This window comes from Stenotrophomonas sp. IS26, assembly GCF_054188265.1.
Map to the genome: position 1 here is coordinate 80,903 of NZ_JBSZJV010000011.1, position 26,364 is coordinate 107,266.

Sequence of the window (26,364 nt, forward strand, 5' to 3'; positions counted from 1 at the left end):
GTATCAATGGTGCCGGCACCCGGATTCGAACTGGGGACCTACCGCTTACAAGGCGGTTGCTCTACCAACTGAGCTATGCCGGCATGGGCATCGCAGCGGGACGACCCGTCGCGGAGCCGGGATTCTAGCGCAAGCGTGCGCATTCCAGCGAGCGGTGCTGGGCCGCGCCGCTGCGCTGGCGGGCCACGGCGGGGTCGGTGCCCTCGGCCAGGGTCGCATCCAGCCACCACTGCGCGCTGCCATCGCCCCCGCTGGCGACCATGGTCGCCTTGAAACCAGCCGCACTCAGGGCCGCCAGGCGGCGATCCGCGCCTTCGCGATTGCGGTACTGGCCCAGCGCGATGGCGTTGGTGTCCTCGCCTTGGGCAATGATGTAGTAGTCGCTCACGCCCGCTGCGACGATGCGCTTGACCATGGCCTGCGCCGCCTCCCGGCTGGCGGCAGGCGGCAGCAGCACGCGGTAACGGGTCGCACCGGCATCGGCCACCTCACGCAGCTTGGCCCCACCCAGGGCACCGGCGGCGCGCGACTGGGCGGCCTGGGCGGCAGCGCGGTCGGCGAACGGCCCCAGGCTCACGCACTGTGCGGGTGCGGGCGTCGCGGTGACGGGTACGGGTGCGGGTGCGACGGCCGGTGCGGGTGCATCGGCCACCGGAGCGGGCGCCGGCACGCTGGCGGCGGGCCTTGGCGCGGGCGTGTCAGCCACGGCGGTCGCCGGCACGGAGACGGGCACCGGCGGCTGGGCCACTGGCGCGGAGGCGGGCGTCACGTCCTGCAGGGCTGGCGTGGCATCCGGGGGAGCCACAGACGTCGTCGGCGCCTGCGTGCTCGGCAGCACTTCCAGCTGCGCCACACCGGCCGGCGAGGCCGGCGGTGCGCTGGCCGGTTCGCCACGCAACAGCCACCACAGCGCGACACCGAGATTGAGAATGACCAGGACGACGATCAGGGCACGGGTAAGCATCGGCTGATCCTAGCCTGCCGATGGCGGTTGATGCACGGCCCAGCGTGCCAGCCCATCCAGCACCAGCGACGGCTGGAATTCGGCATCGCCCAGCAGCGGCAGCAACGCGGGCGCACCGCCGCCGTGCACCAGCAGATGTGGCAACGCGCCGAGCCGTTCGCCGCCCTGCACGCGGCTGCGTTCGATCAGCGCCACCGCGGCCCCGTCGCAGCCGGAGGCCAGCGCATCGGCGGTGTCGTTGGCGAACTCACTGTACTCACCGCCCGCCGCCGGCAACTGCACGGCACGCGCGTGCAGCGCTTCGCGCATGGTGGTCGGCGAGGCCGAGATGCGCCCGCCGTGGTGCTGGCCCTCGGCGTCGAGTAGATCGATGGTGAGCGCGGTGCCGACGCCGGCGATCAGCACCGCCTGGCCACGTGCAGCCACCGCCAACAGCGCCAGATAACGGTCCACGCCGAAGCGGGCGGGGTCGGCATAGGCGATCCGCACACCGGCGTACTCGCCTTCGGTACGCGCCACGCGGACCTGGCGGAAGCGCGCCTGCAATACATCCAGCATGGCGGCGGTCAACGAGGGTGCGGCGACGCTGGCAACGTAGGCGGTGTCGCCTGACGGCAGCGCATCCAGTGCCGCGGCCGGCATCGCTTCAGCACCATGCGGCCACGCCTGCACGTCGCCCGCGCGCACGCCCTGCAGCGGCGCGAACTTGAAGCGCGAATTGCCCAGATCAAACAACCAGTCGCTCATTGCGCCCTCACGCTGACTTCGCCCGCATGGAAAACCCGTTCACTGCCGTCGATGCGCACACGCAGCGCCCCATCGTCGGCCAGACCCAGCGCCGTGCCGGCAAACAGCACGCCGCCTTCTTCCACCTGCACCTCGCGCCCGGCCAGGCTGTCCAGCGCGGCATAGCGCGCGAGGAACGGTCCCAGGCCGTCCTGCTCGAAGGCATCCAGCGCCGGCAGCAGGCTGGCCAGGATGCGCGCGACCACCGCATTGCGCGACGTCTGTGCGCCGGACAACGTGTCCAGATCGGTCCAGGGCTGGGTGATCTCCGCCGCGAACGCAGCGGGCATGCGCACGTTGACGCCCAGGCCGATCACCGCGCGTGCGGGGCCGGCGAATTCACCGCCGCCTTCGATCAGCAGGCCGCCGAGCTTATGCCCGTCGACGACAAGGTCATTGGGCCATTTCAGGGCGACGCCCGCATAGCCGGCCTCACGCAGTGCTTCGGCCACGGCGACCCCGGCGACCAGGCTCAGCCCGCCCAGCCGCGAGAGACCACCGGCAAACCCGCGCAGCACCGAAAGGTAGACATGCGCCGCCAGCGGCGAGGCCCAGACCCGCCCGCGGCGACCGCGGCCACGGGTCTGGCGCTCGGCAAGCAGAGCCATCGCCCCGCGCTCCGGCGCGCTGCAGCGCAGCAATTCACTGTTCGTTGACGCGACCGACCACGCCACCCGCAGGGAGGTCAGCAGGTCGCCGGTGGCGGCCGGCAGCGCGGCCTGGATGGCCTCGGCGTCCAGCAGGTCCAGCGGCTGCTGCAACTGGTAACCGTCACCGGCGCGGCCGTCGATATCGAGCCCGGCGGCTCTAAGTCCTTGAATCCGCTTCCAAATCGCGGCGCGGGTCTGGCCCAGTTCGCGCGCCAGCGCGTCGCCGGACAGGCGCCCGGCGCCCAGTTTGGCCAGCAGTTGGCGGTCGTCCACGGCAGCTTCCATCGGGTAAACGGGAAAAGTATGCGGGAAAGCCGCCGCCAGCGCCCGCCCGGGGGCCTTCCAATCCCCCGGCCGAATCGGGCTAGAATCGAGAACTTGACCCGCCGCTGGATGTTGACGATGCGCCCGTTCGCCCATTGCCTGCTCCTCCTGATGGCCCCGCTGGCCGCGCATGCTTCCGATGCGCTCACCACGGCGGGTCGCGGCGCGTGTGTCTATTCGGCAGGCGAGAACGAGCGCAGCGCGCCGGCCTCGGCCTCGGCCGCCGCGGCACCGGCCACGGTCAAACCCAGCGCCAGCAGCGGTACCAGCACGGGTGGCGGCGGCGATGACGACGTGCTGCCGCGCCTGCGCGCACCGAAGTGGCACAGCTTCCTGCCGGGTATGTTCCGCTGATCGAACGACTGTTGGGCTGGCTGCGCCGCACGCCACGCGAGATCGACCCTACCCTTTGGGACACCACCTGCCGCCGCGCCGTCTGGCTGCAGCATCTGGATCCTGCCCGCCGCGAACGCCTGCGTGCCCTGGCGGCCCGCTTCCTGCACGAGAAAACCATCAGCCCCGCCGCCGAACTGCAGCTGGAGGACGCCGATGGCGTGTTGCTGGCCGCGCTGTGCTGCCTGCCGTTGCTGGAACTGGGCGAGATCGGCCTGCGTGGCTGGTCGCAGCTGATCGTGTATCCCAACGCGTTCCGCGTGCACCGCAGCCAGGTGGATGCGGCCGGCGTGCTGCACGAATGGGACGATGCGTTGATCGGCGAATCGTGGGACAGCGGTCCACTGATTCTGTCGTGGGCCGACATCCAGGCCGACATCGCCGACCCCGAAGCCGGGTTCTGCGTGGCGGTGCATGAGATGGCGCACAAGATCGATGCGCTGGACGGGGCGATCGACGGCACGCCGCCGTTGCCGCGGGCGTGGCAGAAACAGTGGGCGGCGGATTTCCAGCAGGCCTATGATGCGTTCTGCGCCGAGGTGGACCAGGGCCGCGAGACGCTGATCGATCCGTATGCGTCCGAGGCGCCGGAAGAATTCTTCGCGGTGGTCAGCGAGTACCACTTCTCCGCACCGGCGCTGCTGGCGCGCGAGATGCCGGCGGTCGCCGGGCATCTGCAGCGGTTCTATGGTCCGTCACCGCTGATGCGGTGACGCATTACGGCCCCGGCGGCAACTTCACTTCAAAGCGTGCGCCACCCAATTCGGGCGAACGCTTCACCTGCAGTTCGCCGCGGTAATCCTTGATCAGGTCCTGCACGATCGACAGGCCGATGCCGTGGCCCTGCACGCGCTCATCGCCACGCACACCACGCTGCAGCACCTTGGCGACGTCTTCCGGTGCGATGCCCGGGCCATCGTCATCCACCGACAGCACCAGCCCCGCGCGTCGCGCACCGGGGGCCGGCAACGGATGCGCGGTCAGCAGCACACGGCGCTTGGCCCACTTGAAGGCGTTCTCCAGCAGGTTGCCGAGCAGTTCCTGCAGATCGCCAGGCTCGCCGTGGAAACGCGCGGCCGGGTCGATGTCGAATTCGCACAGCACACCCTTGGAGGCGTAGACCTTCTCCAGGCCCCGCACGATTTCCTCGGCGTTGGACTCGATCGGCAACGGGGCGGAGAACAGCTTGTGACCGGACGAAGCCGCGCGCGCCAGCTGGTAGGACACCAGGTTGTTCATGCGCCGCAGCTGCACGTCGAACTCTTCGCGCAGATCCTCATCGCGTGCGCCGCTGTCGAGTTGCGTGCGCAGCACCGCCAGCGGCGTCTTCAGGCTGTGCGCGAGATCGGCCAGGGTGTTGCGCTGGCGTTCGAGGTTTTCGCGCTCGCTCTCGATGAAGGCGTTGATGCTGTCGGTCAGTGGCTCCAGCTCGCGCGGATGGCGTTCGCTCATGCGCTCGGTTTCACCGCGCTGGACCTTGGTCAGTTCGTTGATCACGCGCCGCATCGGGCGCAGGCTCCACTGCAGAATGACCGTCTGCAGCAGCAGCAGGATCAGGCCGATGCCGCCGAGGTAGAACCACACGCGCCCGCGGAACACGCGCAGCTGTGCACCGAGCGCGCGCGAGTCTTCGAGCACGTAGATGGTGTACGGGAATTCGGTGGCCGGGTCGGCGTCGGCGTCCCAGACCAGGCCCATGCCATAGCGGTAGGCCGAGCCCTCGCTGCCGTCGATCTGGATCATCGGCAACGGGCCTTCGAAGACTTCCTGGCGCGGGGCCAGCATGCCGCCGCCCACGGTGGGCAGCATCGGGCCTTCGGCAGACATGGAGTTGCCCTTGCCGTCCGGCATCACGACCTGCAGATAAAGGCCGCTGCCCGGGACGTCAAAGCGCGGATCCGGTGGCTGCTCGCGGATGTACAGCGAGCGGTCGCGGGTGAAGTCGATGCCGGCCGCGTAGGCCGTGGCGTAGTTCTTCAGCCGCTCGCGCAGGTTGGCCTTCGCGGTATCGGCGAAGGCCGCGTCCAGCGCGTAGCCGGCCAGGGCCAGGAAGGCCACCAGGCCCACCGAGGCGGCCAACAGCTGGCGCGCCTGCAGTGAGCGCGGCCGCCAGCGTTTAAAGAACCACAGACGGCCGGACATCATCTATCGCCAGCCGCAGCTCAGCCTTCGTTGCGCGGAATGGCGAAGCGGTAACCGCGGCCACGCACGGTTTCGATCGGCTTGAGTTCGCCGTCGGCATCGAGCTTCTTGCGCAGGCGGCCGATGAAGACCTCCAGCACGTTCGAGTCGCGGTCGAAGTCCTGCTGATAGATGTGCTCGGTGAGGTCGGCCTTGGAGACCAGTTCACCGGCATGCATCATCAGGTACTCGAGCACTTTGTACTCGTAGCTGGTGAGATCCACGTTGCTGCCGTTGACGCTGACCGTCTGCGCGGCAAGATCCAGCGCGACCGGGCCGCACTCCAGCGTCGGCTTGCTCCAGCCGGCGGCACGGCGCAGCAGCGCATTGACGCGGGCCAGCAGCTCTTCCACGTGGAACGGCTTGACGAGGTAATCGTCGGCGCCCTGCTTGAGGCCCTCGACCTTGTCCTGCCAGCTCGAACGCGCGGTCAGGATGAGCACCGGGAACTTCTTGCCCTCGTCGCGCAGCGCCTTGATCAGTTCCATGCCCGACATCTTGGGCAGGCCCAGATCGATGATGCCGACGTCGAACGGAACTTCGCGGCCCATGTACAGACCTTCCTCACCGTCCTGCGCAGCATCGACGGCAAAGCCTTCGCGCTTGAGCCGGGCTGCCAGTGTTTCCCGCAGCGGGGCTTCGTCTTCGACCAGAAGGATACGCATGAACTCTCCCTAGTGTCCTGGGTATGGCCCCATGGGGCCAGTGGGTAATGCAGATGACTGCGGACAACTATCCCTGTTCAGGGGTTATCGCCGCGTAGTGATGACATATCCGAGCGCGGCGTGCGGGGCTGTGAACGCGATGTCGCGGGATCGTCCATATAGCGGACGCGACCGCGGTCATCCATGTACTTCACCCGGTTGATATCGCGCCCATCGAAGGGCACGCGCTCGGCGCCGAGGATGTGTCCACCGGTAGTCCGCTGCACACGGCGCACCGCATCGGACAGCGAGCGCTCCTGAGGGCCACCGCGTTCGGCCGTGCGCATCATCTCGGCACGGGCCGCTTCCGGCGGCGGCATCTGTGCCCACGCACTGCCGGTGGAGGCAGCGGCGCCCGTCGCCAGAAGGGCGAAGGCGGCAATGCGGCGGTGGCGGGTCACGGAGAACATCGGTCTGATCCTAGCGGAGCGCGGCTAAACGTTCAAAAGTTGTGAATCGGCAACCGCCAGCCTGGGCCGGCGCTTTACGAATCTTTAGCGAATTCTTGGTTTTAGCCAGTGAATCCGGTCTGAACTTTTCCGCCTGCCTCCCCGCTTTGTTCATCTAAGTGAACATTGGTGGCTAAACCGGGGTCCTTGTCAAGCTGACAAGGTGACGCGGCTCACGCCGCGACGCGCTCGGCCTGGGCGCGGGTGACCGCCAACGCCTGCTCGATCAGGCTCCAGTCGGCACCGACGCGGTGCGAGCCTTCGCTCAGGATCTGGCGGAAGGCACGGCCGCCCCGCTGGCCGTGGAACAGGCCCAGCAGGTGGCGGGTGATGTGCTTGAGCGCCAGCCCACGGGCCAGTTGGGCTTCGATATAGGGCTGCATGGCGCGCAGCAGCGCCTCGCGCGACTGCAGCGGGGCACCGGTCTGGGCGGCCTCCAGCTGATGCAGCACGTAGGGGTCGTGGTAGGCGGCACGGCCCAGCATCACCCCATCCAGCGCCGGCAACTGGGCCTGCGCGGCCTCGACCGTGGCCAGGCCACCGTTGAGGACGATCTGCAGCTGCGGACGGTCGGCCTTGAGACGATGTGCCCAGTCGTAGCGCAGCGGCGGCACTTCGCGGTTTTCCTTCGGCGAAAGGCCCTTCAGCCACGCGTTGCGGGCATGCACCACGAACATCGCGCTGCCGGCGTTGGTCGATTGATCGACGAAGTTGACGAAGTTTTCGTAGTCGTTGTCGTCATCCACGCCCAAGCGGCACTTCACCGTGACCGGGATGTCCACCGCAGCGACCATCGCGCTTACGCACTCGGCCACCAGCGCCGGCTCGCGCATCAGGCAGGCGCCGAAGCGCCCGGCCTGGACGCGATCGGAGGGGCAGCCACAGTTGAGATTGACCTCGTCGTAGCCCCATTCCTGCGCGATACGGGCGGCCTGGGCCAGCAGGGCCGGATCGCTGCCACCGAGCTGCAGGGCCAGCGGGTGCTCGCTGCCGTCGAAGCCGAGCAGGCGCTCACGGTCGCCGTGGATCACCGCGTTGGCGTGCACCATTTCGGTATACAGCCGTGCGCCCGGGGCCAGCAACCGGTGGAAATACCGGCAATGGCGGTCCGTCCAGTCCATCATGGGGGCGACGCAGAGCCGAATACCCTTGATTTCTTTAGTTTTCACTGACTTATCAAGCATATAGGCTTCTCACTATTTCCCGAATCTGCACCACTTTTCCCGCATTTTCCTAACCGGCTGTGCCATTGGCGTACCACGGAGGGCGTGGTACATCCGAGCTGGTACACCATGGCAACCCTGCAAAATCGAGACGGCCGCTGCCGCGCTATTGTGCGCCGCAAAGGCCACCCCACCCAAACCCGTACCTTCCCCACCAAGACGGCTGCGAAGGCCTGGGGGGGACCGCATGGACCGCGAGCTTGCCGATCAGGAGGCCCGAGGCGCTACACCCGGTGAAGAGATCACCATCGGCAAACTGATCGCCCGGCGAATCAACGAGCTGGCCAGCATCAGGGCCATCTCCAAGACCCACTCCGGCAACATGACCAGAATCCGCGAGGGCCTGGGCGACATCGTGGCCAGGAAGCTCACGGCCAACGATGTGATCGAGCACACCCGCCGGCGAATCCGCGGCGATCACATGATGGCCAACGGCATGATTATCCCAGCCTGCGCGCCAGCAACCATGAACGTAGAGCTGGGCTATCTCTCCGAGCTGCTCAAGCTTGCCGGCCCCATGAAAGGCGTGAAGCTGCCCCATGACCCGGTGGCCGAGGCTCCGCCGGTGCTGCGCCTGGTGGGGAAGTCGAAGCGCCGGGACAGGCGGCCCACAGCCGAGGAACTGGCGGGGCTACGGGAACACTTCCTCGCGGCTGCGTGGCGCTCGACCATTCCTATGGTGGATATCATCGACTTCGCCGTACTGACGGCGAAGCGCGAGAGCGAAATCACGCGCCTACTGTGGTCGGACATCGACCGGGCAAATCGCACAGCCCTGCTGAGGGATGCCAAGCACCCCCGCAAAAAGCTCGGGAACCACAAGCGCTTCCCCCTGCTGGGCGAAGCGTGGGACATCGTGGAGCGACAGCCACAGGGGGAGGTGGACGGGCCGATCTTCCCGTACAACCCCAGCTCAGTAGGCACAGCCTTTACCCGCGCCTGCGCGAAGCTGCGCATCGAGGATCTGTGCTCCCATGATCTTCGACACGAGGCCACGTCGCGCCTGTTCGAGCAGGGGTACGATATCCCCGAGGTGGCAGCAGTTACGCTGCATGAATCATGGAACGAACTGAAACGGTACACCCAGCTCAGGCCTGAGACACTGCATCGCGCACCGACCCCAACCGCCTAGAACCTGCACAGGAATGCGATTTCGGCCAACCTTCATGAAGAAGCCATCTCCACCGTTCCGTATCTCTTTGCCCGCTGCCGCTATGGCGCTTTCCATGCTCGCAATAGGTGCCGGCGCCGGCTACGCCATCGGCGCCCGCGCTCGCGCGATCGACTGGAGCGCTACAGGGGCGTTCTTACAAGGTCTAGCCGCTCTTCTTGCCGCCGCTGTCGCTGCTTGGGGCGTGAACCGCTGGCAGCAGGAGTTGCGATTCAAGAGAAATTCAGAACTTGCTGAAAAGGTGATGGTCTGCACCGAGGCGCTCAGAGACGCGATGGGCCGCGCGCGGAGCGCGCCTGATGAATACGAAATGTTCGAGGGCGCGGGTGAGCCACTCGTGCTTTCAGAAGCATCCTACCGTGTGAGATCAGCGTTGCTCGAGCACAAGGATTACGCCGCTGAATTGCGCACCCATGTTCACCGCGTAGGAGTGCTGTTTGGAGCTCCCTATCGCTCTTCGCTTGAGAACGTTCTCCATCTCTACGAATGCTTGCGGAGGGCACTGTCCACGGCAACCGCGAAAACGACAAAGCTCTCTCTGTCCCGTTATGACCCGGACCTAGTCGCCAACGAACTCAAGTTGCTTGCCCCGACGCTTTTTGAGCCAATTGATCCTTTCCAAGAAGACGACTTTGGCGATGAAGTAGTCCAGGCCTTCGACCAACTGCGCCTCCACTTCCGCAACGACCTCTAGGCTCACGGGCGACCACGACCCGAGGCACTTAGGTCTGCATGCCGCCGGTGGACCTCTGCTCGTCGCCTGTCTTGGTGCCGGTCAACCTACATCTCAGCCCCAATCACGCCCACGGCGTAACTGGTGCACTCTCGGACGGTCCACTGCGCCCGGATCGCCGCCAGCCGCTATGGGCTGCCGGCCTCTGGGAAGACGCCAGCAAACTGCTTGGCGACGACGACCTGGGCAGCTTCACCGTGATTACCGGCGACAGCAACGGGGTATCAGCGGACATCCACGACCGGATGCCCGTGTGGCTGGCAGCTGACCAAGCCAAGGAAAGGATGACAGCGGTGCCTGACGACGCGATGGCAATGCTGCTAGCCAGCGAGACGCCGGCGATGAAGGCCTATTGAGTAAGCCGGGCCGTCAACACGCCGCGCAACAGCACCGAACGGCTCCTGCAGCCGGTGGCTTGAACCGGGCAGCGACGACGGGCAGCGGGCGGGCAGGACGGTGGAGCGAAGCTTTCCGCCCTATAAGGCAAAATATTTCGATGGCCACCGGAAACGGGTAACTTAGGTAACCACCCAGACGAGTCTCCATAGAAACCCTATAAAATCAACGGCTTATATAGATATATCAAAGGTAATTTTAGGGTAACGTCGAAGTAATCTGATTACCTTTTGGGGAGGTAACATGTGACTTAAAAAAAGTCCTTTTAAATCAATGACATTACTCACCAAGGGAAGCGCCGCTACTCAAATTACCAGTAGCGGTAACCTGCCATAACCCTTGCGGCACTAGCACTTCACGGCCTTTTTCCCACGCCGATTACCCCGTTACCTGTTCCCGGTGGGACTCCAAATAATTAGAGGTCGGCACGCTGTCTGCCGGGCGTCGCTGGATGGTCTGGAAAGCCCTCCCTTCCTGCAGGGTTCCGCAGGGTTGGACGTGCACCTGAGATGGGCGTGAGCAGCAGCTGCGGCGGCCTCGCGAGTGGTGTCGCAGCGGTGCAGAAAAAAGGAGGTACGAAGACCGCAGGCGTGGCGGGGAGACGAGTGCGCGCGCCGGGGGCACAATGGCATTCGGGGCGGCCCGGCCACCCACTGCGGTGACTGCATCCGCAGTGACATAGGAGGTAGGCTGCGCTGGGCAGGCCAAATGCACGGGGCAGCGGCTGCCAGTGCATCGCCTTGGATGAGCCATGCGCGGACGAACTACGCCCGATATACCATCCCTGCACAGCTGCCAAGCATGGGCCGCTGCCTCTAGCTTGGTAGATTCGATCAGGTGGACTTCATGGACGTTCAACAGCAAGTTCTCGACTTGGCATCTCAGTCAGTGAGTGCAGCTCATAGCTTTATCGGGGAGATGCGCCCTCCCTTATCGCCACCTGGCCGACCGCAATGTGCCCTCTTTCTGACGATTGCAGAGCAATACGAGGCGACGGTGCACTTGATTGTGGTAGGCATGCCGACACACGCAGCAATGCACGTCCGAGGCATGCAGGAGGCGTTCGCTGACTTGCGTCTGCTTGGTCGTGACGATGACCACGTAAGACGGATGAGATATAACCAGCTCGACGGCGCAAAGCGAATGTACGAGAGGATGCTGGAATCAGAGTTCCTACCTGATATACACAAGATAGATCCGGCAGAGGCACTGAGAGACATGCAGCGTGAGCATGCACCGCTCCACGAAGAGTTCAAGAAAAAGCGCATGACTCAGATTGAAGCCTTCGTTCGCGCCGAGCTCACGGACTTGATCAGCCCTTACACTCTGTTCTGTAGCTTTGCACACAACGATTTAGGTGCCCTTGCCCTTCGCCATCAAGGTGAGACGGGAATGACCCATCGGTCACCCCCTAGACTGGATGACACATTCGCCTTCACATACGTTGCGATGTCGGTGCTATTCCGCGCTGCACTCGACCTCGAGAAGATCGTTTATCTTCCGGAGGGAAGGTTCGACCATCACATGAGTGGTCTTCGCCGGCTTCTGGATCAAGTAACAGCGCTTTCTCCATACAACGATGTCGAGCACAGCAACCAAGAAAGCCGCCCGAAGGCGGCTACGTCGGTCTGCGTTGGGATGGGTCAGGGCGTTGGCAATCTCGCCCGTGCTACGTCGAAGTAGTGCTGGGTCATCTCGATGCCGGTCCAGTCGTATCCCTCCCGATCTGCGGCGACCAGGGTGGTGCCGGACCCGGCGAACGGATCGAGGATATTGCCGCCCTCTTCGCAGATGCGGACCAGCTGGCGCATGAGATCAGTCGGCTTGCCGGTCAGGTGGTGCTTGTCCGCCTTGCGCACGCTCTCCCGCATCACGCCCGGCAGGACTGGCGCTCGGCGCTTCACCGGCATGCTGCCCTTGCTGCCCCAAACCACGTACTCGGCTTGGTTGCGGAAGCGCCCCAGCTGCGGCCGGACGCCCTCGGTCTTGTCCCAGACGGCGATACCGCGCCACGTGAAGCCGGCGCACTGCAGGGCGTCAGTGGTGAGCGGCAGCTGACGCCAGTCGGTGAACAACAGCACCGGCGCGCCCTCCTTCAGCACGCGCGAGCATTCGGCAAGCCACAGCCGCATCCATGCCAGATGGGAGCGCTGGTCGCGTTCGTCGCCGGCGAAATCCTCGTGCGCGTGGCAACCGTACTTGGCGGTCGACGAGGCCTTATGCGCGGAGGCGTGAGTGCCGCCGCTGGCATATGGCGGGTCATTGATCATTGCGTCGAAGCTGGAGGCCGGCAGGATCGGCAGGCCACTAAGGATGGCGACATCCAGCGGCAGGCCTATATCGATCTGGTCCTGCACAACGGGGCGCTGCTCATGGCCCGCACCGCGATGGAATGCGCCCAAGGGTGGGCGAATGACAGATGGGATGTGGCCAGTTGCTGGGACGGCTAGCGTCAAGCAAGCTTGGCCTGAGCGACGAACGAAGAAGCCGCCCGAGGGCGGCTTCTTTCATGAGATCGCGATCACAATTCGTCATCAGGAACGGACCGCTCTGGCTGCACAAAAGTCTGGAAAACTACCTCACCATTGCGCCATTGGCCGGTTATATCCCGGTCATCCTCACCGCTTGAATCCATGTCCTTACATCCATAGTAGGCGTCATACTCAACCATGTATTGAATGCGCACACAGCCGCCTGCTACATCGATATCGTCAATCTGGTGCCATTGGTACACCGCACGGTCGTCTACGTACTCCACTTCTAGATCGAGGGCTGCCTCCCAGTCCCCCACGTTCTCCACGAGCCACTCCTTTACCTCGTCGTCTGTGGTGATGCCGACTGGGATAGCAACAAGAGTTTTTCTGTACATGAGCCTTCCTCGTCCGGTTAGCGGGCGCCCCCGTGGAGGTATTGTCAGGGATGTGACTGCTACTGAGCTCGTCCAAGAACCGTCTCAGCGGATCGAACTACTTAGAGCTGATCGTGTCTTTGAGATACGAGAGAACGAAGCCGCCAAATGCACTGCTAAACAGCATCTTATCAACTGCTTGGAGATCGACATCTAATTGCCATCCTGCCCATCGTGGCCCAACGAGGTGCCAGAAGCGGGCTACGAGCAGTGTCGCCAGAATGTATGCGCCAAACCGAAGCGAGCGAACAACCAGGCGGTGTAATCGGCGTAACGCGCGGCGGCGGCGGGCACATCCTGATTCACTGATATTATCAGTAACATCAATTGCTTGGCAGACTCCAATGAAAGCTGCTCTAGAAGCGCTGCGGGGGGCCATCGCGTCAAGGCAGTACACGCCTGCCATAAGGCAGTAGACAATGCATCTCTGCACGCCCTCCCAGGCATCCATGCCCGCACTCCGCCTTCCCAGCTTCGACCCCACCACCGAACAAGGCGTCCTGCGCCTGTCGATCGCCGCCTCCTTGGCGATGGCTGCCGCGGCCGTGGCGTTCGGCCTGCTGGCCAACTCCTCGCTGATCATCTTCGACGGCATCTATGGGCTGATCGACGTGGTGATGACCTGGCTGTCGCTGCTGGTGGTGCGCCTGATCAGCCTGTCGACCCATGTGGATACCCTGCAGTCACGCTTGAACCAGCGCTTCACCATGGGCTTCTGGCACCTGGAGCCGATCGTGCTCGGGGTCAGCGGCACGTTGATGATCGGCGCGGCGCTGTATGCGGCGGTCAATGCAGTGGATGCGCTGATGTCCGGCGGGCGCGAGATCGCGCTGGGGCCGGCGATCCTGTTCGCGGTGATCTCGATCGTGGCCGAAACCGGGCTGGCGCTGTTCGTACGCCGGGCGAACCGGTCGATCGGCTCGGACTTCATCGCGCTCGATGCGAAGAACTGGGTGGTCGCGGCGAGCATGTCGGCGGCGTATCTGGTCGCCTTCGTCGGCGGCTATGTGTTGGGTGGCACGCAGTGGGCGTGGCTGGTGCCGTACATCGATCCGGCGATCCTGCTGGTGGTCTGCCTGTTCGTGGTCGTCGCGCCGATGGGCACGGTGCGCCAGGCGCTGTCGGACATCCTGCTGATCACGCCGCTGGATCTGCAGACCCACGTGGACGAGGTGGCGCGCGATATCGTGGCCAGGCACGGTTTCCTGGAATACCGCAGCTACGTGGCCAAGGTCGGGCGCGGTGAGCAGATCGAGCTGTTCTTCGTGGTGCGCGCCGATGATCCGCCGCGGGCGCTGATCGAGTGGGACCGGCTGCGCGATGAGATCGGTGAGGCGCTGGGCGAGGAGTCGCCGGACCGGTGGCTGACGATCATGTTCACGACGGATCGGGAGTGGGCGATCTGAGCGACGCCGGTGTGCATCGCGTTATCGTTCGGCGGCCACACTGCCCTGCTTCCACTGCCGCGGCGACTGCCCGGTCTGCGCTTTGAACGCGCGCGACAACGCTGCTTCGCTGCCGTAGCCCACGTCGATGGCGATGCGCTTGAGCGGCTGGCCGCGGCGCAGCGCCTGCTGCACCAGGCGGGTGCGCCAGCCCTGCAGGTAGTGGCCGGGCGTGCTGCCGATGGTGTCGCGGAAGCTGTCGGCGAAGGCGCTGCGTGACATGCCGGCGCGCTGCGCGAGCGACTCCAGCGTCCACTCGTCGGCGGGCGCTTCATGCATCGCCACCAGCGCGTGACGCAGGCGCGGATGGGCCATGCCCGCGAGCAGGCCGACGCGGATCTGACCGCTTTCCATCAGCGCGCGCAGGATCTGGATGAGCACGACTTCAAACAGACGATCCAGCAGCGCCTGGCGGCCGCAGCGCTGTGCGAAGGCTTCTTCGAACAGCAGTGACAGCACCGGCTGGCCGCCGTACAAGCCCTCCAGCGGCAGGCACACGATCGGCGGCAGGGCAGCGGCGACCGGGTTGTTGGCGCCCCCTTCGAACTGCAGGTTGGCGCACGCGAAATCCGCGCCCGGCGTGGCATCGGTGACGAAGCGGTGCGCGAGCGGGCGCGGGTACAGCAGCACGCTGGGCGTGGTGATCTGCAGCGTGCTGCCATCCGGGTGCTCGACGCGCACATCGCCGTCGCGGATCAGATGCAGCTGGCCACGCTCGCCATCGCCGGGCAGATCGTTGATGCCGCACAGCGCGCCAGCGTGGAAGACCTCCGCAGACACCGCGAAACGGTCCAGCAGGGATTGCAGTCGGTCGACCATGGCGGACTCCAGATCAAGTTTTCTGGACGAAATGTTGCCACAAGTACGAGGCGGGCGCGCACAGTACACCTGCCATCTGGCCCACCCCCTTTCACTCCGCAGGAGATTTCCATGTCCATTGCCAACGTTCTGTATACCGCCCAAGCCACTGCCAACGGCGGCCGCGACGGCCGCGCCGTCTCCTCCGACAACGTGCTGGACATCCAGCTTTCCACCCCGCGCGAGCTCGGCGGTGCGGGCGGCCCGGGCACCAACCCGGAGCAGCTGTTCGCCGCAGGCTACTCGGCCTGCTTCCTGGGCGCGCTGAAGTACGTGGCTGGCCAGGCCAAGGTCGCCCTGCCGGCGGAAACGCAGATCACCGGCAAGGTCGGCATCGGCCAGATCCCGACCGGCTTCGGCATCGAAGTGGCGCTGGAGATCTCGGTCCCGGGCCTGCCGCGCGAGCAGGTCGAAGAGCTCGTGCAGAAGGCGCACATCGTGTGCCCGTACTCGAATGCGACCCGCGGCAACATCGACGTGACGCTGACGGTGGTCTGATCCCCTCCGCATGACCTGCCGTGGCGACGGGCACACAGCCCCGTCGCCACCGGTAGACTGGCCAGACGATCCTCACTGGCAAACGGACATGCACAGGATTCTGGCCGCGCTGTTGCTCAGCGGTTCTCTGGGGGGCTGCGTTACGGCTCCCATCGCGCCACCCGAGGCGATCGCCTCGAACGGGATGAACGCGCTGTCTCTCGTCCGCGGCGCCGGGTTCGTGCATGTGGTGACCGATCTGTATCTGCCCGGCACGGCTGCGCCCGGGCTGCCAGAGACCTACGCCTGTCCTGACGCGGCAACCCGCATCCGGATCGCGGCCTATCCGCCGGCGACCCTGCCGGCTACCGATGCCTGCGCCCTGATTGATGCCGCTGCACGCCACGCGCAGCAGTGGTATCCCGACCGGCGCGCGGCCTATACGGCGCTGCTCGTGCCCCACGGAACACGCCTGGACCTGCGCACCCGATCGCTGCGCTTCCGCGTGCCGCATCTGACCTTGGCCATGCGGGTGTACGAAGCGCGCGCGCGGACCGAGGCCAATCTCGTGGACCTGGTCGCTCATGAGACCTTCCATGCCCTGGGCTTCGCCGCCGGTGATCGCGGTGCAGTTGACGAGCGCACGGCCTACTACGCCGGTCTGTGCACGCAGCTGGCGGTCCTGGGCACGATCCCGGAGGCGGCGCTGCCGGGTGCCCCGCTCGCCAGCGACAATGCAGACGTGGTCGAGTCAGCGGATGCGGCGTATCGCGTGCGGCGCGAAATCTACGGGTGGTTGCAGGACGGGGAGATCCGCGCTGGCACACCCGGTGGCGAGCGCATGCAGGCACGCTGCCGGGACTTGCCGCGCGTGCCGTCGACGGCCGAGTGACCCGATAAAAAAATGGGCGGCTGCCTGACGCGAACGTCTGGCAACCGCCCATCCCACCGCGGTGGATCCCGTGGCTGACCACGGGATGCATCTTGTTCGGCTGCTACGACCAACGGTCGTTGCCTACCTGGGTTACCGTCGTTGCCGGCCAGCGGCCGGCACTACCGGATCCGGCCTTTATTCGTCGTGCGTGATCAGCTGCACCACGCTGGAGAAATCCAGCTTGCCGCGACCGGCCTGGTGGTTCATCGAATACAGGTTGCGGGCAAGCTCGCCCAGCGGGATCGAGGCACCGACACTCATCGCTGCTTCCACCGCCAGGCCCATGTCCTTGAGCATCAAATCGCTGCCGAAACCGCCGCTGTAGCCGCGCGAGGCCGGGGCGTTTTCCAGCACGCCGGGCCACGGGTTGCACACTTCGGTGGCCCAGCTGCGGCCGGTGCTGACCGCCATCATCTGCGAGAGCACCTTCGGGTCCAGCCCGTGCGCGACGCCCAGCGCGATCGATTCACCGGTCACCGCCATGATCACGCCCAGCGCCATGTTGTTGCACAGCTTGGCCACCTGGCCGGCACCGCTGGCGCCGACATGGAAGATGTTCTTGCCCATCGCCTGCAGCAGCGGGCGCGCCCGCTCCAGTGCCTCGGCTTCGCCACCGACGATGAAGGTCAGCGTGCCGGCCTGTGCTCCTGCGGTACCGCCGGACACCGGGGCATCCAGCATCTGCAGGCCACGCGCCGCGGCCGCTTCGGCGACCTTGCGGGCGGTGGCCGGGGCGATGGTGCTGCAATCGATGATCAGCGCGCCACCCGGGATATCGGCCAGCAGGCCATCGTCACCGAGGTAAACGCCTTCCACGTGGCGGCTGGCGGGCAGCATCGAGATGACGATCTCGGCGTCGGTCAGCGTATCCAGCGCGGAGCTGGCGGCGGTGGCGCCGGCATCGACGGCGGCCTGCACGGCAGCCGGCACCAGATCGAACACGCGCACGGCGTGACCGGCTTTGGCCAGGTTGGCGGCCATCGGGCCACCCATGTTGCCCAACCCGATGAATGCAATACGGCTCATGCGTGGCTCCTTTCAGGGACGGTGGCACCGAGGTCGGCCAGCGGATGCGCAGCATCGGACCACGGCGAAACGAAAAAGGTGCGGGCCCACTCGGCCGTGGCGTCCGCCAGCGTGCGCGGCTGCCACTTCGGGGTGCGGTCCTTGTCGATCAGCAGCGCGCGGATGCCTTCGGCGAAATCGCCATGGGCGGCCGCATGCAGTGCTGCGATGTACTCGATGCGGTAGACCTCGGCCAACGAGGCGCCCTCGGCCAGGCGCTGCAGCTCGAACGCGAGCCGCGCCGAGCCGGGCGCACCGGCGGCGAGCGTGGCCTGCGCGGTCTTCAACCAGGCGTCCTCGGTCTCCAGGGCAAGGATCGCCTCGACGATCGCGCTGACGTCGTCACCGGCGCACAGCGCATCCACGGTGGCGGCATTGCGCAGCAACGGGCCGGTGGCCGCATCGCTGGCGTGCTGCTGCAGCAGCGCGGTCAACTGTTCGTGGTTGCGCTTGGCCTCGTGGCTCCAGTGCACGTCCGCCAGCGCATTGAACACGGTCTCGCGCTGTGCCTCGGCGATGTGGATATCCGCCAGGCCGGCGTAGATCGCATCGCCTGCGTTGAGCGGCGCGCCGGTCAGGGCCAGGAACAGGCCGCCGTGGCCGGGCACGCGCGGCAGCAGCCAGCTGCCGCCCACGTCCGGGAACAGGCCGACGGTGATCTCCGGGAACGCCAGCTTGGAGCGCTCGCTGACCACGCGGTGGCTGGCGCCGGACATCAGGCCGATGCCACCGCCCATGACGATGCCATGGCCCCAGCACAGGATCGGCTTGGGATAGGTGTGGATCGCGTAGTCGACGCGGTACTCGACGTCGAAGAATTCAGCGGCGTAGGCGTTGTCGCGGATGTCGGTCTTTCCGCTCTCGCGGTAGTCGACCATGCTGCGGTACAGGCTGTGCAGGTCGCCGCCGGCGCAGAAGGCTTTTTCGCCCGCGCCCTGCAGCACGACCAGCGCGATGCCGTCATCAACGGCCCAGGCCTCCAGCCGCTCACGCAGCAGGTGCGCCATCGGCAGCGAGAACCCGTTGAGGGTGCGCGCGGCGTTGAGCGTGGCGATGCCGATGCGCGTGCCATTACCGGCAGCGCGTTCTTCGAACAGCACCGGCGCCTCGTCATGAGCGACGGCGGTGCTCATGCGTTTTTCCATTGCGCAGTGCGCTTTTCCAGGAAGGCGTTCACGCCCTCGGCCTGGTCGGCGCTGTCGAACAGATCGACGAAGGCCTCGCGCTCGGCGACCAGTGCCGAAGCATGGGTGCCGCTGCGGGTGGCCTGCACCAGCGTCTTGCACGCGGCGATGCTGGTCGGGCTCTGCTTGCCGGCCTTGTGCGCCCAGGCCAGCGCCAGTGCCTTGGCTTCGCCCTTGGCGACCTTTTCTTCGACCAGGCCGATACGCAGTGCGGTATCCGCATCGATGCGCTCGCCCAGCAGGATCATGCGCTTGGCCCAGCCTTCGCCGACCAGACGCGGCAGGTTCTGGGTGCCGCCGGCGCACGGCAGCAGGCCGACGGTGGCCTCCGGCAGCGCCACCTGGGCGTGTTCTTCGATGATGCGCAGGTCGCAGGCCAGCGCGCATTCCAGGCCGCCGCCCATCGCGTAGCCGTTGATTGCCGCGATGGAGACACCACGGAACCCGGACAGGGCTTCGAACGCCTCGCCGAAGCGACGTGCAGCTTCGCGTGCGGCGGCCTTGTCGCCGGAGGCGAACTGCTTCAGGTCGGCGCCGGCAGAGAAGAATTTCTCGCCATCGCCGGTGATCACCAGCGCGTAGATATCGCGGTCTGCATTGAGTGCGCCGACCAGATCGCGCAGCGCGGACAGGCTGTGCACGGTCCAGGTATGCGCCGGCGGATTGTTGAGGGTGATGACCGCGACGTGGCCATCGGCCTCGACCTTCAGGCCCACATGATCATGCTGGCGCCACTCCATCATCGCAGTTCCTCTTCAGTGTTGAGCAGGTGGCGGGCCACGATCACACGCATGATCTCGTTGGTGCCCTCCAGAATCTGGTGCACGCGCGAATCGCGCAGCAGCCGTTCAATCGGGTATTCACGGATGTAGCCGTAGCCGCCGTGGATCTGCAGCGCATCGTTGCAGATGTTGAAACCGGCATCGGTGGCGAAGCGCTTGGCCATCGCGCACCACACGTTGGCATCGCTGGCACCCGCGTCGAGCTTGCGCGCGGCGGTGTGCACCATCTGCCGGGCGGCGACCAGTTGGGTGGCCATGTCGGCCAGCTTGAACTGCAGCGCCTGGAACTCGGACAACGCCTTGCCGAACTGGCGGCGCTCGCCCATGTAACGGCGGGCGGCATCCAGTGCACCCTGGGCAGCGCCCAGCGAACAGGCGGCGATGTTGATGCGGCCGCCGTCCAGGCCCTTCATGGCCAGCTTGAAACCGCTGCCTTCCTCGCCGAGCAGATGGCTGACCGGCACGCGCACGTTCTCGAACGTGATGCCACGGGTCGGCTGGCTGTTCCAGCCCATCTTCTCTTCCTTGCGGCCGTAGCTGATGCCCGGCAGATCGGCCGGCACCGCGATCGCGCTGATGCCGCCCGCGCCCGGGCCACCCGTACGCGCCATCACCACCAGCAGTTCGGTGGCACCTGCGCCGGAGATGAAGGCCTTGGAGCCATTGAGTACGTAATCGTCGCCGTCACGCACCGCGCTGGTTTTCAGCGAGGCCGCGTCCGAGCCGGCACCCGGCTCGGTCAGGCAGTACGAGGCCAGCTTGGTGCCGGAGGAGAGGTCTGCGCCCCACGCGGCACGCAGGCTCTGCTGGCCCCACTTGGCCACCATCCACGACGCCATGTTGTGGATGCTGACATAGGCCGCCGTGGACGGATCCACATTGGCGAGCTCCTCGATGACGACGGCGGCGTCCAGACGGCTCAAGCCGCTGCCACCGACCTCGGGATCCATGTACAACCCACAGAACCCGAGTTCCCCTGCCTTGGCGATCGCCTCGCGCGGAAAGATGCCCTCCGCATCCCATCGCGCGGCGTGCGGCGCCAGTTCGGCCTGGGCGAAGTCACGCGCTGCCTCTCTATAGGCCTGCTGCGCTTCGTCGAGTTCCGTCGTCATCGAGTGGCTCATGGTCGAACTCCGTTGTTGCTTACTTCAGGCTGATGGTGGTGTTGACGCCATGACCCAGCGTCTCGTCATCGAACCAGCGCGAGGTGATCGTCTTGGTCTGGGTGTAGAACATCACCACCTGCTTGCCGTACGGGCCCAGGTCGCCGAGCTTGGAGGCACGCGAGCCGGTGAACGAGAACAGCGGCACCGGCACCGGGATCGGCACGTTGATGCCGACCTGGCCGACGTCGATGTCTTCCTGGAACTTGCGGGCGGCCGCACCGGACTGGGTGAACAGTGCAGTGCCGTTGCCGTTCGGGTTGGCGTTGATCAGTGCGATGGCGTCTTCGAGCGTGTCCGCTTCGAGGATCACCAGCACCGGCCCGAAGATTTCCTCGTCGTACACGCGCATGCCCGGCTTGACGCCGGCGAAGATGGTCGGGCCAACGAAGTTGCCCTTCTCGAAGCCATCGACCTGCGGGTTGCGGCCATCGAGCACCAGCTTGGCGCCCTGCTCCACGCCCGAGGCGATCAGGCCTTCGACACGCTCACGCGCGGCGCAGGAGATCACCGGGCCGACATCGGTCCCGGCGACACTGCCGCCGCTGACCTTCAACGTCTTGGCCTTGGCCACCAGGTCCGGTACCCACTCGCGCGCTTCGCCGACCAGCACCAGGGTGGAGGCGGCCATGCAGCGCTGGCCGGCCGCACCGAAGGCGGCACCGACCATCGCGTTGAGGCTCTGTTCCTTGTTGGCGTCCGGCAGCACCACGGCGTGGTTCTTGGCGCCCATCATGCACTGCACGCGCTTGCCGGCCAGCGAGGCGCGGTTGTACACGTGGGTGCCGACGCGGGTGGAACCCACGAACGAAACGGCCTTGATGTCCGGGTGGTCGCAGATCGCGTTGACCACGTCTTCGCCACCGTGCACGACGTTCAGCACGCCCTTGGGAATGCCGGCTTCCAGCGCCAGTTCGACCAGGCGCATGGTGACCATCGGGTCCTGTTCGGACGGCTTGAGGATGAAGGTATTGCCGGTGGCGATGGCCATCGGGAACATCCACAGCGGAATCATCGCCGGGAAGTTGAACGGGGTGATGCCCGCGCAGACGCCGAGCGGCTGCAGCAGGGTGTAGGTGTCCACGCCGTTGGCCACGTTGTTGGCCAGCTCGCCGAGCTGCAGGTTGCCGATCGCGGCAGCGTGCTCGACCACTTCCAGGCCACGGAACACATCGCCCTCGGCATCCGGCACGGTCTTGCCCTGCTCGGCGCTGAGGATGTGGGCCAGCTCGCTCATGTTCTCGCGGATCAGCTGCTGGTACTTCAGGAAGATGCGCGCGCGGGTGCCGATCGGGGTCTTGCGCCAGGTCTTGAAGGCTTCCTTGGCCGAGGCGACGGCCGCGTCGACTTCACCGGGGGTGGCAAACGGAACCTGGGCCAGGACGTCCTGGGTGGCCGGATTGACCACGTTCTGCCACTGCGAGCTGGCCGATTCGATGAACTGGCCATCGATCAACATGCGGATACGGGGCGCTGCAACAGTCATGGACAATCCCGGCGGGTTGAAAGTTGTTTGCATTATTCACAGTGCCATCCTCGATTTCCGGGCTGTATGCGCTTAATCTGGCCAATGCCCGCTACGATTTTTGTGAATTCTGTGAATAGCCAGCCCGTCCAACGCCAGATCGGCCTGCGCCTGCTCAAGCTGCGCGAGCAGCGCGGCTACAGCCAGCTGGCGCTGGCCAAGGCACTGGGGCTGTCGGCCAGCTACCTGAACCAGATCGAGCGCAACAAGCGGCCGCTGACCCCGGCGGTGCAGGGCAAGCTGCGCGACGTACTGGGCGACGTCAGCGAGCTGTTCGAGGTCGATGACCCCGGCGCGCTGCAGGAATCGCTGGGCGAGACTCTGCGCGACCTGGGCCTGGCCGATGTCAGCAGCACCGAGCTGCGCGCGATGGCGGGCAACCTGCCGCAGATCAGCCGTGCCCTGCTCGACCTGCACCGCCGCCACCTGATGCTGCGCGAGCATGCCGCCGCGCTGGAGTTCCAGCTGGGCGATGTGCACGCCGGGCAGGCGCTGCCCGCGGGCGACCAGGTCCGCGATTTCTTCAACCGCATGCACAACCACATCCCCGAGCTGGATGACCTGGCCGAGCAGTTGTTCGGCGAATGGGGGCTGGTGGCCGGGCATGTGGCGCCGCGCCTGCGCCAGCTGCTGGCCGACCGCCACGGCGTGCTGGTGGAAGTGGGGCCGCTGCAGGCCGGGCGCGAGAAGCGCGTCTACGACGGCGGCAGCCGCACCTTGTGGCTGCCCGACTACCTGGAGCCGGGCCAGCAGGCGTTCCAGATGGCCGCCGAGCTGGCCCTGCTCGGCTACGCGGCGCAGATCGATGCGGTGATCGCACGCGCCGGCTTCCGCGAAGCGGAGCAGATCGCGCAGGCGCGGATCGGCATGTCCAACTACTTCGCCGGCGCGCTGGTGATGCCGTATGCGCAGTTCCTGCGCGCCGCCGAGCACAGCGCGTACGACATCGATGCCCTGGCCCATCGCTTCGGCGTGGGCTTCGAGGCGGTCTGCCACCGCTTGAGCACGCTGGCGCGACGCAGCGCGCCCGGCCTGCCGTTCTTCTTCATCCGCGTGGACCGCGCCGGCAATGTCTCCAAACGGCATTCGGCCACCGATTTCCACTTCTCACAGGTGGGCGGCTCATGCCCATTGTGGATCGTGTACGAAGCCTTCAACCAACCTGGGCGCGTACTGACCCAGACCGCGCGGATGCCTGACGGACGCCGCCACTTCTGGCTGGCGCGGCAGGTGAGCAGCGGCCCGATCGGGCATGGCCAGCCGCGCAAGACCTTCGCGGTGGCGCTGGGCTGCGATCTGCAGCACGCCGAGCGGTTGATCTACACGCGCGGGCTGGATATCCAGAGCCCGGGCAACTCGGTCTCGATCGGCCCGGGCTGCCGGGTATGCCCGCGCGAGGATTGCATGCAGCGCGCGTTCCCGCAGCTGCCGGGGCGGGGATGATGCGGCCCGGTGGCGGAAACCCTCAGTAGATCGGCGTCACCTTCATCTGCGGCAGCGGCCGTGGCGCACCGTCGGTGAGGTCCGGCCCGAGGTCTTCCCAGGTCTGGCCCTGCTCGACCATGTGCCGCCACAACTGCTGTGATTCGCGGCGTTTGTCTTCCGAGCTCAGGCGGTAGGACGGCGGCACCGGCGTGCCGGTGGCCACACTTTGATACGCCGCTTGGTATGCCGCCACCCGCTGCGCGGGGTCGTCGGTGCGCGCCACATCCAGCGTGTAGCGCTGGTAGGCCGAGGCCAGGTTGCGCCACCGGATCCAGTAGTGATTGGCGAACGAGAAATCGCAGAAGCGCTCGCCGGCAATGCTGCCCTTGTCGGCGATGCGGCTGAGCACGGCCTGTGGCATGTCCAGGTTCATGCCGCCTTCGTCGCCCTCCAGCGCCACATGCACGATGCGGTCACGGTAGCCCGGCGCGCGGGCCTGCAGCACATCGCGCCAGTTCTGCATGGTCGAGACGATCGAGAACAGAAAGCCGGACATCTCCGCGGCGGCCAGCGGCTGCGCGATGGAATGGTAGGTACGCTGCCAGCCATGGCGGTTCTCGGTCGGCAGGAAGACCGCCTGCTCCGCCCGCGCATGCGCATCGCCGTGGGCCAGCACGCTGACCGCATCGGCGTGGCGCGGATACACCAGATTGATGCCGAAGGTCGGCCAGCGCGGCAGCGCGGCGTCGAACAGATGGATCGGGAAGTTGCTGCTGATCCCGCCATCGGAGAACCAGCACACGCGGAAGGCGGTGATCACCGGACCACAGCTCTGGCCACCACTGGTGAGCCCTTCCATGCTGTCGGCCACGTTGGTGTTGTCGCGCGGGGGCTCGGCATCGGCCACCGGCTCACAGCGGCGTTCGCGACGGGCCGGCTCGTGCAGCGGCACCGCACTGATCAGCAGCGGGAAGCTCAGGCTCATGCGCGTGGCGACCAGTACTGGCAGTTCCTCGCCATCGACCAGACGGTAGTAATCGCGCCCATCGACCCGCTCTGGTGCGCCGGCCCGTGCAACCAGCCACGCGACCACGCTGGCCGGGAACAGCTGCGCGAACTCCTCGCGGAGGAACCAGAAGTGCGCCGCGTTGAACGGCAGCGTGCGCGGCTCGCTGTGCGACACGCAGGTGGTGATCATTTGCAGCGTGATCGCGTGCGCACCGCTGGGCTCGCCGGGATAGCGTGGGGCCGTATGCAGATCGCCGAAGGTCAATGGCTGGTCATGCGGCTTGCCGGCCAAGGCCTGCAGCTGGGTATGCAGCCAATCCGTCAGCGCCGGCGCGGAGGCGTTCGGCTGGGTGCTGCCAGTGCACAGGCCCAGCAGGTTGCGGCGGGCGACGCGGGCAACGCGCAGCGCCGAGGCCAGCACGCCGGCCCCGTAGGCGCACAGCAGCGAGGGCAGCAACGTCGCCCAGATGCCATCAATGCCACCGGCCAGGTAACCGATGCCCAGCAGGCCGGCCAGCGACACCAGCACCTCCAGCGGCGCGATCGCGAATACCGCCGCGAGCAGACAGGCGATCTTGCGCAGCAGGCCGGCCTTGCCGGTGAGCATCACCAGCAGGCGATACGCGGTACGCGCGCCATATGCCGGCTGGAACAGACTGTGGATGAAGCCCTGCCGGGACAGCTGCGCCGAGACCTCGGCCAACCCCGGAAAGCCCACCGCCGCCGCGACCGGCTCACCGGCCTGGCGGCGCCGGTCGCCCAGCGCGGCCGCCGCTGCCACGGCGGCGGCAATGGCGCCGGCCGAGGTGCCGCCGATGCTCTTGAAGCGGTACTCGCGCGCCAGCGACAGCACCGCGTTGGGATACACGATGCCGCTGGTGATGCCGCCCTTCATGACCAGATCGCAGTACTTGTCCGCCACGTTGCCGTCCTCTGTCCGCCCGTGCGCGGCCGATCCGCACACTCTCCCCCGCTGTCCCTGCAACGATGCCCGGGCCGGGGAGGTCGATGACGACAGTATCGCCTGCGCGCTTCTCAGGGCCTGAGAAGCGCGGCACGGAACGGCTTATTCGGCGTTGCCGGACTGCGGCACGCGCCGCACCTGGGACAGGTCGTAACCGAGCGCGGCGATGCGGGTCATGGCCGCTTGGTAGTCGGCATCGGAGATGGTCGGGGTGCGCGCCATCAGCCACATGTAGTCGCGCTTGCTGCGGCCCACGATGGTCTGCTTGTAGTCCGGATCCAGATCCACGATCACGTACTCGGCCTGGATCGGCCAGATGAACTGCATGCCCCAGATCGCTCCGCCGGTGCCGTCCTTGACTGTTCCGACCGGGTGCATGGTCTTGATCGGAGCCTGGAAGCTGCCCTTGCGATAACGGAAGGTGGTCTGGATGCGGCCATCCGGACGCAGTGCGTAGGATTCCACCGCGTCGAACGCCTCCCGCTCGGGCCGGCTGGGGATATGCGCGATCACATACCAGTCGCCCATGAAACGCGGCACATCGACATGCGCCACGGGCGGGATCGGGCGGGTGTTGCCGCTGCAGCCGCCGAGCATCATGCCGACAACCAGCAGAGGAACGAGAGCACGGATCGACATGACGGCTTCCTCC

The 26,364-nt window shown here is 66.2% G+C and carries 27 protein-coding genes and 1 tRNA gene; 10 read left to right on the top strand and 18 right to left on the bottom strand.

Features of this window, described 5'->3' with window-relative positions; translation table 11 throughout:
- Positions 1–7: 7 nt before the first annotated feature.
- The 4 genes from ACW6W5_RS11470 to birA form a co-directional block, all read right to left on the bottom strand.
- A tRNA-Thr gene (locus ACW6W5_RS11470) sits at positions 8–83 on the bottom strand.
- A gap of 41 nt (positions 84–124) precedes the next feature.
- Positions 125–964: an SPOR domain-containing protein gene (locus tag ACW6W5_RS11475; RefSeq protein WP_152152902.1), complete on the bottom strand. Its 840-nt coding sequence runs from the start codon at positions 962–964 to the stop codon at positions 125–127.
- Between the two features lie 9 nt (positions 965–973).
- Positions 974–1,711, bottom strand: a complete 738-nt coding sequence (locus tag ACW6W5_RS11480) for a type III pantothenate kinase (protein WP_121044231.1) — start codon at positions 1,709–1,711, stop codon at positions 974–976.
- Positions 1,708–2,673, bottom strand: coding sequence for a bifunctional biotin--[acetyl-CoA-carboxylase] ligase/biotin operon repressor BirA (gene birA / locus ACW6W5_RS11485; protein ID WP_193222803.1), 966 nt, complete (start codon positions 2,671–2,673; stop codon positions 1,708–1,710). The genes ACW6W5_RS11480 and birA overlap by 4 nt, the downstream gene beginning before the upstream one ends.
- 129 nt (positions 2,674–2,802) lie before the next feature.
- On the opposite strand from birA, the gene ACW6W5_RS11490 reads away from it, so the two are divergent.
- Together ACW6W5_RS11490 and ACW6W5_RS11495 are read left to right on the top strand one after the other, a co-directional pair.
- Positions 2,803–3,078: a hypothetical protein gene (locus ACW6W5_RS11490; protein ID WP_121044234.1), complete on the top strand. Its 276-nt coding sequence runs from the start codon at positions 2,803–2,805 to the stop codon at positions 3,076–3,078.
- Positions 3,045–3,830, top strand: coding sequence for a M90 family metallopeptidase (locus ACW6W5_RS11495; protein ID WP_152152906.1), 786 nt, complete (start codon positions 3,045–3,047; stop codon positions 3,828–3,830). Before ACW6W5_RS11490 ends, ACW6W5_RS11495 begins: the two co-directional genes overlap by 34 nt.
- A gap of 4 nt (positions 3,831–3,834) precedes the next feature.
- Here ACW6W5_RS11495 and ACW6W5_RS11500 read toward each other — a convergent pair whose 3' ends face one another.
- The 4 genes from ACW6W5_RS11500 to dusA form a co-directional block, all read right to left on the bottom strand.
- Positions 3,835–5,259, bottom strand: coding sequence for an ATP-binding protein (locus tag ACW6W5_RS11500; protein WP_121044240.1), 1,425 nt, complete (start codon positions 5,257–5,259; stop codon positions 3,835–3,837).
- Between the two features lie 20 nt (positions 5,260–5,279).
- Positions 5,280–5,963 (bottom strand): response regulator transcription factor, encoded by a 684-nt coding sequence (locus ACW6W5_RS11505; RefSeq protein WP_019185514.1) that lies wholly within the window; start codon positions 5,961–5,963, stop codon positions 5,280–5,282.
- 77 nt (positions 5,964–6,040) lie between these two features.
- A complete protein-coding gene (locus ACW6W5_RS11510; protein WP_121044243.1) occupies positions 6,041–6,412 on the bottom strand; it encodes a hypothetical protein in 372 nt (123 codons plus the stop codon).
- 212 nt (positions 6,413–6,624) lie between these two features.
- Complete coding sequence (gene dusA / locus ACW6W5_RS11515) at positions 6,625–7,635, bottom strand: tRNA dihydrouridine(20/20a) synthase DusA (protein ID WP_152152908.1); 1,011 nt, start codon at positions 7,633–7,635, stop codon at positions 6,625–6,627.
- Between the two features lie 226 nt (positions 7,636–7,861).
- On the opposite strand from dusA, the gene ACW6W5_RS11520 reads away from it, so the two are divergent.
- The 4 genes from ACW6W5_RS11520 to ACW6W5_RS11535 all read left to right on the top strand — a co-directional run bounded on the left by ACW6W5_RS11520 (position 7,862) and on the right by ACW6W5_RS11535 (position 11,657).
- Positions 7,862–8,806, top strand: coding sequence for a site-specific integrase (locus tag ACW6W5_RS11520; protein ID WP_152152911.1), 945 nt, complete (start codon positions 7,862–7,864; stop codon positions 8,804–8,806).
- 34 nt (positions 8,807–8,840) lie between these two features.
- Positions 8,841–9,539, top strand: coding sequence for a hypothetical protein (locus tag ACW6W5_RS11525; protein ID WP_152152913.1), 699 nt, complete (start codon positions 8,841–8,843; stop codon positions 9,537–9,539).
- Between the two features lie 38 nt (positions 9,540–9,577).
- Positions 9,578–9,934, top strand: a complete 357-nt coding sequence (locus ACW6W5_RS11530; protein ID WP_193222804.1) for an SOS response-associated peptidase family protein — start codon at positions 9,578–9,580, stop codon at positions 9,932–9,934.
- Between the two features lie 886 nt (positions 9,935–10,820).
- Positions 10,821–11,657 (top strand): DUF5677 domain-containing protein, encoded by an 837-nt coding sequence (locus ACW6W5_RS11535; protein ID WP_152152915.1) that lies wholly within the window; start codon positions 10,821–10,823, stop codon positions 11,655–11,657.
- Here ACW6W5_RS11535 and ACW6W5_RS11540 read toward each other — a convergent pair.
- Together ACW6W5_RS11540 and ACW6W5_RS11545 are read right to left on the bottom strand one after the other, a co-directional pair.
- Positions 11,618–12,331: a DNA-methyltransferase gene (locus tag ACW6W5_RS11540; protein ID WP_226956647.1), complete on the bottom strand. Its 714-nt coding sequence runs from the start codon at positions 12,329–12,331 to the stop codon at positions 11,618–11,620. The two genes, ACW6W5_RS11535 and ACW6W5_RS11540, sit on opposite strands and share 40 nt — an antisense overlap.
- Positions 12,332–12,495: 164 nt before the next feature.
- Positions 12,496–12,843: a hypothetical protein gene (locus ACW6W5_RS11545; protein WP_152152917.1), complete on the bottom strand. Its 348-nt coding sequence runs from the start codon at positions 12,841–12,843 to the stop codon at positions 12,496–12,498.
- 488 nt (positions 12,844–13,331) lie between these two features.
- On the opposite strand from ACW6W5_RS11545, the gene ACW6W5_RS11550 reads away from it, so the two are divergent.
- Positions 13,332–14,288, top strand: a complete 957-nt coding sequence (locus ACW6W5_RS11550; RefSeq protein ID WP_102788854.1) for a cation diffusion facilitator family transporter — start codon at positions 13,332–13,334, stop codon at positions 14,286–14,288.
- A 21-nt stretch (positions 14,289–14,309) separates the two neighbouring features.
- Here the strand turns inward: ACW6W5_RS11550 and ACW6W5_RS11555 are convergent, their stop codons facing one another.
- Positions 14,310–15,146, bottom strand: a complete 837-nt coding sequence (locus ACW6W5_RS11555; RefSeq protein WP_152152919.1) for an AraC family transcriptional regulator — start codon at positions 15,144–15,146, stop codon at positions 14,310–14,312.
- Between the two features lie 111 nt (positions 15,147–15,257).
- On the opposite strand from ACW6W5_RS11555, the gene ACW6W5_RS11560 reads away from it, so the two are divergent.
- Positions 15,258–15,683 (top strand): organic hydroperoxide resistance protein, encoded by a 426-nt coding sequence (locus tag ACW6W5_RS11560; RefSeq protein ID WP_019185509.1) that lies wholly within the window; start codon positions 15,258–15,260, stop codon positions 15,681–15,683.
- An 88-nt stretch (positions 15,684–15,771) separates the two neighbouring features.
- On the top strand, positions 15,772–16,554 hold the full coding sequence (locus ACW6W5_RS11565) for a hypothetical protein (protein WP_152152921.1): 783 nt from the start codon (positions 15,772–15,774) through the stop codon (positions 16,552–16,554).
- Between the two features lie 177 nt (positions 16,555–16,731).
- Here ACW6W5_RS11565 and mmsB read toward each other — a convergent pair whose 3' ends face one another.
- From mmsB to ACW6W5_RS11590, 5 genes are read right to left on the bottom strand one after another with little or no spacing between them, the layout of a single operon-like run.
- Positions 16,732–17,622, bottom strand: coding sequence for a 3-hydroxyisobutyrate dehydrogenase (gene mmsB / locus ACW6W5_RS11570; RefSeq protein ID WP_152152923.1), 891 nt, complete (start codon positions 17,620–17,622; stop codon positions 16,732–16,734).
- Positions 17,619–18,794: an enoyl-CoA hydratase/isomerase family protein gene (locus tag ACW6W5_RS11575; RefSeq protein WP_152152925.1), complete on the bottom strand. Its 1,176-nt coding sequence runs from the start codon at positions 18,792–18,794 to the stop codon at positions 17,619–17,621. Before ACW6W5_RS11575 ends, mmsB begins: the two co-directional genes overlap by 4 nt.
- The gene (locus ACW6W5_RS11580) at positions 18,791–19,588 is read right to left on the bottom strand and encodes an enoyl-CoA hydratase (protein WP_121044258.1); all 798 of its coding nucleotides are present in this window, start codon (positions 19,586–19,588) and stop codon (positions 18,791–18,793) included. Before ACW6W5_RS11580 ends, ACW6W5_RS11575 begins: the two co-directional genes overlap by 4 nt.
- A complete protein-coding gene (locus ACW6W5_RS11585) occupies positions 19,585–20,751 on the bottom strand; it encodes an acyl-CoA dehydrogenase family protein (RefSeq protein ID WP_121044261.1) in 1,167 nt (388 codons plus the stop codon). Before ACW6W5_RS11585 ends, ACW6W5_RS11580 begins: the two co-directional genes overlap by 4 nt.
- 19 nt (positions 20,752–20,770) lie before the next feature.
- Complete coding sequence (locus ACW6W5_RS11590) at positions 20,771–22,276, bottom strand: CoA-acylating methylmalonate-semialdehyde dehydrogenase (protein WP_121044264.1); 1,506 nt, start codon at positions 22,274–22,276, stop codon at positions 20,771–20,773.
- A gap of 84 nt (positions 22,277–22,360) precedes the next feature.
- On the opposite strand from ACW6W5_RS11590, the gene ACW6W5_RS11595 reads away from it, so the two are divergent.
- Positions 22,361–23,758, top strand: a complete 1,398-nt coding sequence (locus ACW6W5_RS11595; protein ID WP_152152927.1) for a helix-turn-helix domain-containing protein — start codon at positions 22,361–22,363, stop codon at positions 23,756–23,758.
- A gap of 22 nt (positions 23,759–23,780) precedes the next feature.
- Here the strand turns inward: ACW6W5_RS11595 and ACW6W5_RS11600 are convergent, their stop codons facing one another.
- Positions 23,781–25,670, bottom strand: a complete 1,890-nt coding sequence (locus ACW6W5_RS11600) for a patatin-like phospholipase family protein (RefSeq protein WP_152152929.1) — start codon at positions 25,668–25,670, stop codon at positions 23,781–23,783.
- 144 nt (positions 25,671–25,814) lie between these two features.
- Entirely contained in the window at positions 25,815–26,351 is a 537-nt protein-coding gene (locus ACW6W5_RS11605; RefSeq protein ID WP_152152931.1) for a lipocalin family protein, read from the bottom strand.
- Positions 26,352–26,364: the final 13 nt, after the last annotated feature.